This is a genomic window from Frigidibacter sp. SD6-1, assembly GCF_030143255.1.
Lineage (GTDB): Bacteria > Pseudomonadota > Alphaproteobacteria > Rhodobacterales > Rhodobacteraceae > TMP-24.
Genome location: NZ_JARJNR010000001.1, coordinates 769,679 through 781,730, shown reverse-complemented (window position 1 = coordinate 781,730; position 12,052 = coordinate 769,679). Strand labels below are relative to the sequence as shown.

The following is a 12,052-nucleotide window of genomic DNA, read 5'->3' as shown; positions in this document are numbered from 1 at the left end:
AGGCCTCGGCCCAAGCGACGCATCCCGTATGAATGAGGATGCCATGCCCGGTTTCAACTTCATGACGCCTGTTCAACTCTCCCGCCTGATCGCGACGCCGGAGGCGCCGGTCCTGCTCGATCTGCGAACGGAAGAGGATTTCGCCCTCGACCCGCACCTCCTGCCTTGCAGTCTTCGTGCCCGACATGAGGAGGTGAGGACGCTCGCCGAGAGGTTTGGCGCAGCACCGTTCGACATCGAAGGCATCACCTGTTCCCACCCGGGCAAGATGTGCAGTATTGATGCCTTCATCGACGATTTCGGCCTGCACACTCCCGCACTCGACCGGCTGGCGCTGGTGGTGCGCGCCGCCGACACCGACCGCCACGACCTGGCGCCCCAGGCGGCGGGGCTTCTCGCGCTGTCGGCCGGCCTCTCGCGGCAATCTCGCGACGATCTCGCGCAGCTCGACGCTGGCATGGCGCTTTGCGATGCGCTCTATCGCTGGGCGCGTGACGGGGTCGACGAGGGGCATGACTGGCCCGCCGGGCGGCGGGAATGAGCGCGGCAGCCGCGCCCGGCTGGGCCGAACTCTGGCGCACCTTCGGGCGGATCGGACTTCTGTCCTTCGGCGGCCCGGCAGGCCAGATCGCCCTGATGCACCGCGTGCTTGTCGATGAAAAGCGCTGGCTCGGCGAGCAGGATTACCTGCGCGCGCTTTCCTTCTGCATGCTCCTGCCGGGACCGGAGGCGATGCAGCTTGCCACCTATTGCGGCTGGCGGCTGAAAGGCACGCGCGGCGGCCTTCTCGCCGGGCTTCTGTTCGTTCTGCCCGGGGCGGCCGTGATCTTCCTTCTTGCGTTTCTGTACGCGCTCTGGGCCGCCGCCGGCCCGGTCGCGGCGCTGTTCTGGGGGGTGAAGGCCTCGGTCGCGGCGATCGTGCTGCAGGCGCTCATGCGGGTGGCAAGGCGGGCACTGGAAGGCCGGACGGAACGCTGGATCGCCGCCATGGCCTTCTTCGCCGTCTTCGCTTTCGCCCTGCCCTTCCCGCTGGTTCTGATCGCGGGCGGAACGGTCGGGATGTGGTCATTGACAACCCGCGCCGGACAGGCCCCTGCCCCGAAACCCCTGTCCTTCGGTCGCATCCGGCGCACTTTCCTGCCCGGCGCGCTTCTCTGGGGCGGGCCGCTCGCGCTTCTTTGGGCGGCGGGCGAGCGGTTCCTGTTCGACCTGGGCCTCTTTTTCTCGAAGCTTGCGCTCGTCACCTTCGGGGGCGCCTATGCGGTGCTGACCTACATGGCGCAGGCCGTGGTCGCCGACAAAGGCTGGCTTACGACGGCGCAGATGATGGATGCGCTCGGGCTGGCCGAAACCACGCCGGGCCCGCTGATTCTGGTCACCCAGTTCGTGGCAATCATGGCGGCCTATCAGCAAGGCGGCGCGACGCTTGGCCTTGCGGCGGGGCTTCTCTGCCTCTGGGTCACCTTCCTGCCCTGTTTCCTGTGGATCTTCGCCTTCGCGCCGCAGATCGAGGCAATCACCGCGCGGCCCCGCCTGAAGGGCGCGCTTGCAGGCATCAGCGCGGCCGTGGTCGGCACCATCGCCAGCCTGACGCTCTGGTTTGCGCTGCATGTGGTCTTCACCGAGGTGGGCACATGGCAGGCTGGCCCTCTGACGCTTCCCGCCCCTCGCCCCGAAAGCCTTGACTTCGCAGCATTTTCTCTAGCGCTTGCCAGTGGCTGGCTGCTGATCCGGCGGCACTGGCCGCTGCCGCTGGTACTCCTACTCAGCGCGCTTGTCGGGCTCCTCCGGCACGGACTTGCCGCCTTGTGAAAACTTTCCCCCCTGCCCGGGCTTGCGCCCCCCTTCCTTTCGGGGTCAAAAGCCCTATGCTGACCGGCGAAGGAGATGAGGCATGGCCCGCAAGATCGACTATGGCAACCTGATGCACCGCGCCATGCGCGGCCTGATCATTCAGGTGCTGAAGGATGTCGAGGCGAACGGACTGCCGGGAAACCACCATTTCTTCATCACCTTCGACACGTCCCATCCCGAGGCCGAACTCGCCGACTGGCTGCGCGAGCGCTACCCAGAGGATATGACGGTCGTGATGCAGCACTGGTTCGAGGGGCTGCATGTCGACGAGGGCGGTTTTTCGGTTACGCTGAATTTTGGCGACCAGCCGGAACCGCTCTATATCCCCTTCGATGCGATCCGCACCTTCGTCGATCCGGCGGTGGAATTCGGCCTGAGGTTTGAAACCCATGATGCCGAGGATGACGACGAGGACGAGGAGGACGGCGCACCGATGGCCGAAGACGCCGAAGAAGGCGAACCGGCCCCGCGCGAGGCCGAGGTCGTGAGCCTCGACAAGTTCCGCAAGACCTGACCCCTGCCTTCCGATCCGAGAAGAACATGCTTGCGGACAAGACCCTCTTCCTTCGCCGACTGATCCGCAATCCCAAACAAGTGTCGGCCATCGCGCCCTCGTCGCGCTATCTCGGCCGGGCAATGGCGCGCGGCCTCGGGCCACAGACCGGGCGCGTGGTGGAGTTCGGCCCCGGCACCGGAAGCCTGACCCGCGCGATCCTCGCGGCAGGTGTCGCACCCTCCCAGCTCACCTTGTTCGAGCTTGACCCGACTTTTTCCGCAAGCCTGACCGCCGCCTTTCCCGGCCTGCGGGTTCTGAACCAGCCCGCCGACCGCGCGCATGAGCATGTCGCGCCGGGTGTGGGCGCGGTGGTCTCGGGCCTGCCGCTCCTGTCGATGCCCGCCCCTGTCAGCCGCGCCATCGTCGCCTCTGCCTTCCGCATCCTCGCGCCCGGCGCGCCCTATATCCAGTTCACCTATGGGCCCAAACCCTCCGTCCCGCCCGCCGTGATCGAGGAGTTCGGCCTTGCGGTCGAACAGACGGCTTTCGTCTGGGCAAACCTGCCGCCCGCCCGTGTCCACAGTTTCACGCGGAAATAGCGCGAACCTGCCGGACCGGCTGGCCATTTCAATTGAAACACAACCGGCGCGCGCCTATGACGGGCGCGACCCTTACTGCCGGAGACGCACGATGACCGCCACCCGCACCGAGACCGACAGCTTCGGCCCGCTCGAGGTTCCCGCCGACAAATACTGGGGGGCGCAGACCCAGCGCTCGATCATGAACTTTCCGATCGGCTGGGAAAAGCAGCCGGTCGCCATCATCCGGGCGCTTGGCGTCATCAAGAAGGCCTGCGCGCTGGTCAACATTGCGCAGGGCGACATCGACCCGAAGCTGGGCGAAACCATCGCTGCGGCGGCGCAGGAAGTGATCGACGGCAAGTTCGACGACAATTTCCCGCTGGTCGTCTGGCAGACAGGCTCCGGCACCCAGTCGAACATGAATGCGAACGAGGTGATCTCGAACCGCGCGATCGAGATGCTGGGCGGGGTGAAGGGCTCGAAAAAGCCGGTCCATCCGAACGATCACTGCAATATGGGCCAATCGTCGAACGATACGTTCCCGACCGCCATGCATGTGGCCATCGGCATGATGGCCCGCGATGTGCTGATCCCGGGGCTCGAGAAGCTGTCCAAGGCGCTCTGGGCCAAGTCGGCCGAGTTCAAGGGCATCATCAAGATCGGGCGCACGCATACCCAGGATGCGACGCCCCTGACTTTGGGGCAGGAGTTTTCCGGCTACGCGACCCAGGTCGACAAGGGCATCGCGCGGGTCAAGGCCTGCCTTCCCGACATCTACGAGCTGGCACAGGGCGGCACGGCGGTTGGTACGGGGCTGAATACGCGTGTTGGCTGGGATGTGCGGGTGGCGGCAGAGATCGCCAGGATCACCGGCCTGCCCTTCGTCACCGCGCCGAACAAGTTCGAGGCGCTCGCGGCGCATGACGCGATGGTCATGTTTTCGGGCGCGCTCAAAACCGTCGCGGCGGCGCTCTTCAAGATCGCCAATGACCTGCGCCTTCTGGGGTCCGGCCCGCGCTCGGGGCTGGGCGAGCTGATCCTGCCGGAAAACGAACCGGGCTCCTCGATCATGCCGGGCAAGGTCAACCCGACGCAGGCGGAAGCCCTGACCATGGTCTGCGCCCATGTCATGGGCAATGACGCCGCCGTGGGCTTTGCCGGCAGCCAGGGTCACTTCGAGCTGAATGTCTACAACCCGATGATGTCCTACAACGTCCTGCAGTCGATGCAGCTGCTGGGCGACGCGGCGGGATCCTTCACCGACAATATGGTGGTGGGGACCAAGGCCAATACCGCGCGCATCGACAAGCTGATGAAGGAAAGCCTGATGCTGGTGACGGCTCTGGCGCCCACCATCGGCTATGACAATGCGACGAAGGTCGCCAAGACCGCCCACAAGAACGGCACGACGCTGCGCGAGGAAGCCATCGCCCTTGGCTTCGTCGACGGCGAGACCTTCGACCGCATCGTGCGGCCCGAAGATATGATCGGTCCGAAAGGCTGATGGCAGAGGTCGTCAACCTTCGCACCAAGCGCAAGCAGGCGGCCCGCGCGGCCGCCCGCAAGACCGCCGGCGAAAGCGCTGCCAGGTCAGGCCGGACCAGGGCCGAGCGTGAACTCGAAGAGGCGCGGGCGGAGAAGTCCGCCCGCGATCTCGATGCGCATCGGCGGGAAACGGATTAACCTTCGCTTAACCCTGGTTGGGCAGTCTGGCGCGGGAGGTGCGCGATGACGGCCATGCCAGGGTTTCTTTCATCCGATCACTGGATTTCACATCTCTTCTCGTCGCAGGCAGCCCGCGAAGGCAGTGTGGTGCGCCGCAAGGTGCGCGACGTCGAGCGTTTCGTGGGGCGCGAGGTCTTTCTGGAGGAGATGCGACGGCGCGGATTCCCTGTGCTCGAGAACGCGGGGCAGTTCGTGATCTTCTGCAATCGGGAACCCATACGCCGGGTCGCCTGACGCGATTTCTTCGAAGAAATCGCACCGGACCCTTTGAAGGGTCCGGACCGGAGTTTTCGAAAACTCCGGTGACAACTTCAGCCGACACGCGCTACGATCGGCCAATGACAACGCGCCCCCAGAAACACTCCCTTACCCTCCGCGGCCACCGCACCTCGGTTTCGCTCGAACGGCCTTTCTGGCAGGCTTTCACCGACATCGCCGCCGCGCGCGGCCTTGCGATCAACGCATTGGCGGCCGAGGTGGATGAGAACCGCCCTGCCGATTGCGGCCTTGCCACCGCGATCCGGCTCTTCGTTCTGGCCGACTACCAGCGGCGCTTGCGCTAGGCTCGCGTCTCGACCCGCGCGCAAGGAGGCTTGCATCGCGCGTGCTAACAGGCGACCAAGGTCAGACAACGGGCGCCCCGGAGGAATGATGGAGCCGCAATTCTACCTGACGACCTTCGTCACGCTCTTCGTGATCGTCGACCCGATCGCCCTGGTGCCGCTTTTCATCGCGCTGACGCGCGGCATGGACCGCGGCCACAGGCGCACGCTGGCGCTGCGCGCCTGTCTGATCGCGGCCTTCCTGCTTGCCGTCTTCGGGCTGGTCGGCAACAAGCTTCTGCAGGTGACCGGCATTTCCATGCCTGCCTTCCGCATCTCGGGCGGGCTTCTTCTCTTCATCACCGCGCTCGATATGCTCTTCGAGCGCCGCACCCAAAGGCGCGAGGGCCAGCAGGCCGATCCCAATCACGATCCGTCGGTCTTTCCGCTGGCGACGCCCCTGATCGCAGGCCCCGGCGCCTTTACCACCATGATCCTCTTGATCAACAACACGCCCGCGACCGGCGTGCCGCATACGCTCGCCATCATGGCGATCATGGCGCTGGTCATCGTCGTGACCTTCCTGCTGTTCGAAATGGCCGGTTTCATCGAGAAGCTGCTCGGCCGGACCGGCATCATCGTGGTGACGCGCCTGTTGGGCATGCTTCTGGCCGCGCTTTCGGTCCAGTTCGTGCTCGACGGTATCAAGGGCACAGGGCTTCTGTGATGGATGGCGATACGACCGCGCGGCTCATCTATCTGAGCCTCCTGCTCCTGGCCGTCTCGGGCGCGCTCTTTTCTGGCCTGAGGCAGCGCACCAGCCAGACGCTGCAACAGGTGCTGATCTGGGCTTTCCTCTTCGCGGGTCTTGTGGCGGGCTACGGCCTCTGGCCCGACATCCAGCGCGCGCTCAACCCGCGCAGCGCCGTGTCGCGCGACGGAAGTCTGGAACTTTCCCGCGCACGCGACGGGCATTTCTATGTCGATGCCGAGGTGAACGGCCACCCGATCACCTTCCTGATCGACACGGGCGCAAGCGATATCGTTCTGACCCGGGCAGATGCAGCGCGCATCGGCATCGACCCGGCGATGCTCAGCTTCGACGGCATCGCCGATACGGCCAACGGTCCGGTGCCGACCGCCCGCGTGCGGATCGGTGAAATCCGTCTCGGCCCCTACAGCGACAGCGCGGTCAGGGCGCGGGTGAACGGCGGCGAACTGACGGAGTCGCTCCTCGGCATGAGCTACCTGCGATACTTCTCGATGAGCATCGAGGGCGACAGGCTGGTTCTGTCGCGCTGAGCCGGACTTGGCGAGCCGGGGGCCTTTGCGCTAGCCTCGCCCCGCAACGGGGAGAGCGATCATGACCAAGCCACGCCGGCTGGGCGATGTGTCCTTCTGGTATGCCGATATCGGCCTGCCGGAACCGCGCCCGCCCCTGCCGGGCGACCGCGATGCCGATGTCTGCATCGTCGGCGCGGGCTATACCGGTCTCTGGACCGCCTATTACCTGAAGAAGGCCGATCCGGGCCTCAGGATCATCGTCGTCGAGAAGCATTTCGCCGGTTTCGGCGCCTCTGGCCGCAACGGCGGCTGGCTGACCGGCGGCTTTGCCTGGAGCCACGAGAAATATGCGGCGACCCATGGGCCCGAGGCGGTGCGGGCGATGGTCGGCGCAATGAATGGCACGGTGGCCGAGGTGATGCGTGTGGCGGCGCTCGAGGGGATCGAGGCCGACATATTGCCGACCGACGAGCTTATGATCGCGAAGAACCCCGCCCAGGTCGCCCGTATGAAGGCCGAGGTCACGCACCGGCGCGGCTGGGGAGAAGAAGAACGGGTCTTCGAGATCGGCCGCGACGAGGCGTTGGCACGGGTAAACGTCCCGGGAACGCTGGGGGGCATGATCGTGAAGGGCGTGGCGCGGGTGCAGCCCGCGAAACTGGTGCGCGGGCTCGCCGCCGTGGTCGAAGGGCTTGGCGTCGTGATCGCCGAGGGAACCGAGGCACTGGAGATCGCGCCCGGGCGCGTAGCGACAGCGCAGGGAGCCGTCCGCGCGCCGGTGATCCTGCGGGCGACCGAGGGTTTCACCGCGACACTCAAGGGTCTGAAGCGGGACTGGCTGCCTCTCAATTCGGCGCAGATAGCAACGGAACCGCTGCCCGATGACATCTGGGCGAAGATCGGCTGGCAGGGCCATGAAATATTTGGAGATTTCAAGAACGCCTACTGCTATTGCCAGCGCACGCGCGAAGGCCGGATCACCGTAGGCGCACGCGGCGTGCCCTACCGGTACGGTTCCTCGCTGGACCGTTCGGGCGCCCCGGACCCGGAAACCGTGCGACGCCTCGTCGCGATTCTGCATGGTCATTTTCCGGCAGCGAAGGCGGTGCCCATCGCCCACGCCTGGTGCGGCGTCCTCGGCGTGCCGCGCGACTGGTGCGCGACAGTGGGGTTTGACCGCGCAACCGGTATCGGCTGGGCCGGTGGCTATGTCGGCGTCGGCGTCTCGACCTCGAACCTCGCGGGCCGCACGCTCGCCGATCTGGCGCGAGGGGTGGACAGCGACCTGACCCGCCTGCCCTGGGTCAACCGCCGCGTCCGCAAATGGGAACCGGAACCGCTGCGCTGGCTCGGCGTCACCGGCATGTACGCCCTTCTGAACGCCGCCGACCGCAACGAGGCGCGCACCCAGGGCGGCCCCTCACGTCTCGCAGCGCTTGGCAACTGGCTGACGGGCCGGGGCTAGCGCCGCATTGGCTTCGGAATCACGAGTTTCTTGGGCGTTTCTTGGGCGAACCCCAAGAAGGCGCGGCAATAGTGCTGGGTAAGTTTCTGAAAAGATTGGCGCACCCGACAGGATTCGAACCTGTGACCTCTGCCTTCGGAGGGCAGCACTCTATCCAGCTGAGCTACGGGTGCCGGTGTGGCGTCTATAGCCAGTGCCGGGGCGGGTTTCAACGGCCTATGGAAAATAGTTCGTCGCCGGTGGCCGGCGGGCTCAGCCGAAAAGCTCGTGGCAGAACTCCAGCGCCTCGACCAGCGCATCGACCTCGGCGCGGGTGTTGTAGAGGCCGAAGGAGGCGCGGCAGGTGGCGCTGACGCCGAAATGCTGCAGAAGCGGCATCGCGCAATGGGTGCCGGCGCGCACCGCGATCCCCTTCTTGTCGAGGACGGTCGACAGGTCATGAGCGTGCGCGGCACCTTGAAGCGTGAAGGAGAAGATCGCACCCTTGTCCCTGCTCGTGCCCTGAATGTTCAGCCAGTTCAGACCCTTGAACCGCTCGATCGCATAATCGCGAAGCCCCGCCTCATGCGCCGCCACATTCTCCATTCCGAGGGCCATGAGATAGTCGAGCGCCACGCCCATGCCGATCTGCTGGACGATGCCGGGGGTGCCTGCCTCGAACTTCATCGGCGGGTCGGCATAGGTCACCTTGTCGCGATAGACCTCGCGGATCATGTCGCCGCCGCCGAGGAAGGGGCGCATCTCTGCCATCCGCTCCTTGGCGATCCAGATGGCACCGGATCCCGAGGGGCCGTAAAGCTTGTGGCCGGTGATCGCGTAGAAGTCGCAGTGAAGGTCGGGCACCGACACCGGCGCATGGACCGACCCTTGCGAGCCGTCAACCAGAAGGGCCACGCCGCGCGCCTTGCAGGCCCGGCCTATCGCCGCCACATCGACGCGCGCTCCGGTGACGTTCGACATCTGGGTGACGGCGACGAGCCTTGTCTTCGGCCCGATGGCGTCGATCACCTTCTGCGGGTCAAGCCCGCCGTCCGCCTCCGGTCCCACCCATTTCAGCACCACGCCCTGCCGTTCGCGCAGGAAATGCCAGGGAACGATATTGGCGTGATGCTCGAGGACCGACAGCACGATCTCGTCCGCCGCCTGCAGACGCGGCGCGGCCCAGGCGTAGGAGACGAGGTTGATCCCTTCGGTCGTGCCGGTGGTGAAGACGATCTCGCTTTCGTCCCTGACGCCGAGGAACCGGGCGACGATGCCGCGCACACCTTCATATTTCTCGGTCGCGAGGGTCGACAGGTAATGGAGCCCGCGATGGACGTTGGCATATTCCTCGCTGTAGGCGCGGGTCATCGCATCGATCACCACCCGCGGCTTCTGGGCCGAGGCGCCATTGTCGAGATAAACGAGCGGGCGACCGTTCACCTGACGCGAGAGGATCGGGAAATCGGCGCGGATCTGTTCGACGTCGTACATTTTGTCCTTCACTCCGCGCGCGGATAGGCGGTGGCAAGGCCGCGCGCGAGAAACCAGAGAAAGGCCGCGAAGACCAGAAGGCCAAGCACCCGGACCGCGCCGGTCTGGCCGACCATGCCTTCGGCAAGCCCTTGCAACAGAAGCGCCGGGCTGAGCGCGAGGAGCGACCAGAAAAGCGCGATCCGCGCGCCGGACGCTGACCCTTTCCGACCGATGGCGCGCAGAACCAGATGCAGGATCAGCGCCAGCCCGTAGGCCAAAAGCGGCAGGATGAAGAGCATCGCGAAAAGGGTGATGCCGAGCCGCGCGTCCAAGGGCGCCGACGGATCGATCTGGGCAGCGCGCGCAAGCGAGGGCGCGCGCGCCACGAACATCAGGACCGCCGCCGCCATCAGGATGGCGAGCGAACGGTCCTCTCGCGGGCCAGTGGCAACGAGCCGCCCCACCGGCCCCGCGGGATCGCGCCAGGTGGCGAGGATTTCGGCCGTGACCGTCATCCCTTGCGCCTGCGGGCGAGCCAGTTCTCCAGGCGTTCCACGATCTCGGCCTGCAGGCCCTCATCTTCGATCTCGGCGATCGCATCGGCGAGGAACGAGAGGACCAGAAGCGACTGCGCCTCTTCACGCGGAACGCCGCGCGAGCGCAGGTAGAAAAGCGCGGTCTCGTCGATGGCGCCGGTGGTGGACCCATGCGAGCATTTCACGTCATCGGCATAGATTTCCAGTTCGGGCTTCGCCAGAAACTGGCTGTCCTCGTCCAGAAGCAGCGACTGGCTGATCTGGTAGCCGTCGGTCTTCTGGGCGCCCTGCCGGACAAGGATCTTGCCTTGGAAGACGCCTATCGCGCCGTTCCGCAGCACTTTCTTGAACACCTGGCGGCTTTCGCAGCCCTCTGCCTCGTGCGTGACAAAGACCGTATCGTCATGCAGGAAAGGCCCGCTTGCCCCGTCACCAAGCGCTGCACCAGCGACATGGGCGATAGCGCCCGCGCCCGACAGTGTGATGACCGCCTCGTTGCGGGTCAGGACGCCATTCGCGGTCAGGGTGAAGCTCTTGAACAGGGCTTCGGCCCCAAGACGCGCGAAGATATGGGTGATCGCGCGGCGGGAATGGTCGCGGCCCTGAGCGCGGACATGGTGGAACCGGCCACCATCGGCGACATCGACCTCCATCACCTTGTTGAACCGCGCCGCCGCCGGGCCGGTTTCCAGTAGCGTCAGTTCGGCTCCGGCCTCGACCCGGACGCAATGATGCAGGACGGCATCCGAGCCTGTGTCGGCATGCACATAGACCAGGTGAACCGGACGGCTGACCTTGCCCGTGGCGCGGATCAGGACGCCGTCCGTCGCCGCTGCGGTGTTCAGCGCCGCGAAGGGGCGCGCGACGGGGGTCTGGCCAGCCGCCTCCAATAGGCCGTAAAGGCCTTGCGCCCAGTGAAGATCAGCGCGATCGGCCTCGGCGAGACGCGAGATTTCAAGGCCCGCGACGGCGAAGTCCGGCGAGGATTGCGCCGCGTCGAAACGCCCGTCGACGAAGGTCAGGACGATCCGGTCTCGGCTACCGAAAAGCTGCGGCTCCACCACGCCGGTGAAAAGCGCCGCCTCGGGCGCCGTTGCGGCGTTCAACGGCGCAGGATCGGTGAAGCGCCAGTATTCGTCCCGGCGCCCCGGCAGGCCCATCTCCCTCAGTCGGGACAAGGCCGCCGCCCGCGCGGGCGCCGTGAAACCACCCTTCGGCAGGTCAAGCGCGGCAATCCGCTCCGCCGTCGCGCCCGCGCGCGCGGCATCCTTGCGCATCGGGGCCGCCATCAGTTCGCCCCGGCCAGAATGTCGGCATAGCCGTTCTGCTCGACCTCAAGCGCCAGTTCCGGCCCGCCGGTCTTCACGATCCGGCCATCGGCCATGATATGGACGACGTCGGGAACGATATGGTCCAGAAGCCGCTGGTAGTGGGTGATCACCAGGAAGGACCGGTCCTTTGACCTGAGCGCATTCACCCCGTCCGCCACCAGCTTCATCGCATCGACATCAAGGCCCGAGTCCGTCTCGTCAAGAATGCACATGCGCGGCTCCAGCATCGCCATCTGCAGGATCTCGTTGCGCTTCTTCTCGCCGCCCGAAAAGCCCACATTCACCGGCCGCTTCAGCATCTCGGCGTCGATCTTCAGCGCCTTTGCCTTTTCGCGCACCAGTTTCAGGAAGTCGCCCGCGCTCAGTTCCGCCTCGCCGCGCGCCTTGCGCTGCGCATTCAGCGCCGTGCGCAGAAAGGTCATGTTGCCCACGCCCGGAATCTCGACCGGATACTGGAACGCCAGGAAAAGACCCGCCGCCGCGCGCTCTTCTGGTTCCATCTCCAGAAGGCTCTCGCCATCGAGCGAGGCCGCGCCATCCGTCACCTCATAGCCATCCCGGCCCGAAAGCACATAGGAGAGCGTCGACTTGCCCGACCCGTTCGGCCCCATGATCGCATGTACCTCGCCCGCCCCGACCGTCAGGTCGAGCCCCTTGAGGATCGGCTTGTCCTCTTCTTCCAGTTTCACATGCAGGTTCTTGATCTCAAGCATCGGAGCCTCTTTCACAAACGCAGATGGCGGCCAGGCGGGCGCAAGCCCGGGCCGCGGGGTTCACGGGATT

General features: G+C 65.9%; 15 protein-coding genes and 1 tRNA gene. 11 read left to right on the top strand and 5 right to left on the bottom strand.

Annotated elements, in window-relative coordinates; genetic code table 11:
* Positions 1 to 43 precede the first annotated feature (43 nt).
* The 11 genes from P0645_RS03780 to P0645_RS03730 all read left to right on the top strand — a co-directional run bounded on the left by P0645_RS03780 (position 44) and on the right by P0645_RS03730 (position 7,947).
* Positions 44 to 541: a chromate resistance protein ChrB domain-containing protein gene (locus P0645_RS03780; protein WP_284163219.1), complete on the top strand. Its 498-nt coding sequence runs from the start codon at positions 44 to 46 to the stop codon at positions 539 to 541.
* The gene (chrA, locus tag P0645_RS03775) at positions 538 to 1,812 is read left to right on the top strand and encodes a chromate efflux transporter (RefSeq protein ID WP_284163218.1); all 1,275 of its coding nucleotides are present in this window, start codon (positions 538 to 540) and stop codon (positions 1,810 to 1,812) included. Before P0645_RS03780 ends, chrA begins: the two co-directional genes overlap by 4 nt.
* Before the next feature lie 82 nt (positions 1,813 to 1,894).
* Positions 1,895 to 2,368, top strand: coding sequence for an SspB family protein (locus P0645_RS03770; RefSeq protein WP_284163217.1), 474 nt, complete (start codon positions 1,895 to 1,897; stop codon positions 2,366 to 2,368).
* A gap of 26 nt (positions 2,369 to 2,394) precedes the next feature.
* Complete coding sequence (locus tag P0645_RS03765) at positions 2,395 to 2,949, top strand: class I SAM-dependent methyltransferase (RefSeq protein WP_284163216.1); 555 nt, start codon at positions 2,395 to 2,397, stop codon at positions 2,947 to 2,949.
* Positions 2,950 to 3,040: 91 nt separating this feature from the next.
* Positions 3,041 to 4,435, top strand: a complete 1,395-nt coding sequence (gene fumC / locus P0645_RS03760) for a class II fumarate hydratase (RefSeq protein ID WP_284163215.1) — start codon at positions 3,041 to 3,043, stop codon at positions 4,433 to 4,435.
* A complete protein-coding gene (locus P0645_RS03755; RefSeq protein ID WP_284163214.1) occupies positions 4,435 to 4,614 on the top strand; it encodes a DUF4169 family protein in 180 nt (59 codons plus the stop codon). Before fumC ends, P0645_RS03755 begins: the two co-directional genes overlap by 1 nt.
* Positions 4,615 to 4,659: 45 nt before the next feature.
* Positions 4,660 to 4,890, top strand: coding sequence for an N-(5'-phosphoribosyl)anthranilate isomerase (locus P0645_RS03750; RefSeq protein WP_284163213.1), 231 nt, complete (start codon positions 4,660 to 4,662; stop codon positions 4,888 to 4,890).
* A 104-nt stretch (positions 4,891 to 4,994) separates the two neighbouring features.
* Positions 4,995 to 5,219 carry a ribbon-helix-helix domain-containing protein gene (locus P0645_RS03745; RefSeq protein ID WP_284163212.1) on the top strand — a complete coding sequence of 75 codons (225 nt, stop codon included), beginning with the start codon at positions 4,995 to 4,997 and terminating at the stop codon, positions 5,217 to 5,219.
* An 85-nt stretch (positions 5,220 to 5,304) separates the two neighbouring features.
* The gene (locus tag P0645_RS03740; protein WP_284163211.1) at positions 5,305 to 5,925 is read left to right on the top strand and encodes a MarC family protein; all 621 of its coding nucleotides are present in this window, start codon (positions 5,305 to 5,307) and stop codon (positions 5,923 to 5,925) included.
* Positions 5,925 to 6,500 carry a retropepsin-like aspartic protease family protein gene (locus tag P0645_RS03735; RefSeq protein WP_284163210.1) on the top strand — a complete coding sequence of 192 codons (576 nt, stop codon included), beginning with the start codon at positions 5,925 to 5,927 and terminating at the stop codon, positions 6,498 to 6,500. The genes P0645_RS03740 and P0645_RS03735 overlap by 1 nt, the downstream gene beginning before the upstream one ends.
* 58 nt (positions 6,501 to 6,558) lie before the next feature.
* Positions 6,559 to 7,947 carry an NAD(P)/FAD-dependent oxidoreductase gene (locus P0645_RS03730; protein ID WP_284163370.1) on the top strand — a complete coding sequence of 463 codons (1,389 nt, stop codon included), beginning with the start codon at positions 6,559 to 6,561 and terminating at the stop codon, positions 7,945 to 7,947.
* 96 nt (positions 7,948 to 8,043) lie between these two features.
* On the opposite strand, the gene P0645_RS03725 is transcribed toward P0645_RS03730, so the two are convergent.
* From P0645_RS03725 to sufC, 5 genes are all read right to left on the bottom strand, one after another.
* A tRNA-Arg gene (locus P0645_RS03725) sits at positions 8,044 to 8,120 on the bottom strand.
* Positions 8,121 to 8,199: 79 nt separating this feature from the next.
* On the bottom strand, positions 8,200 to 9,420 hold the full coding sequence (locus P0645_RS03720; RefSeq protein ID WP_284163209.1) for a cysteine desulfurase: 1,221 nt from the start codon (positions 9,418 to 9,420) through the stop codon (positions 8,200 to 8,202).
* An 8-nt stretch (positions 9,421 to 9,428) separates the two neighbouring features.
* Positions 9,429 to 9,917 (bottom strand): YIP1 family protein, encoded by a 489-nt coding sequence (locus P0645_RS03715; protein ID WP_284163208.1) that lies wholly within the window; start codon positions 9,915 to 9,917, stop codon positions 9,429 to 9,431.
* Positions 9,914 to 11,227: a SufB/SufD family protein gene (locus tag P0645_RS03710; protein ID WP_284163207.1), complete on the bottom strand. Its 1,314-nt coding sequence runs from the start codon at positions 11,225 to 11,227 to the stop codon at positions 9,914 to 9,916. Before P0645_RS03710 ends, P0645_RS03715 begins: the two co-directional genes overlap by 4 nt.
* A complete protein-coding gene (gene sufC / locus P0645_RS03705) occupies positions 11,227 to 11,982 on the bottom strand; it encodes a Fe-S cluster assembly ATPase SufC (RefSeq protein WP_284163206.1) in 756 nt (251 codons plus the stop codon). Before sufC ends, P0645_RS03710 begins: the two co-directional genes overlap by 1 nt.
* Positions 11,983 to 12,052 lie beyond the last annotated feature (70 nt).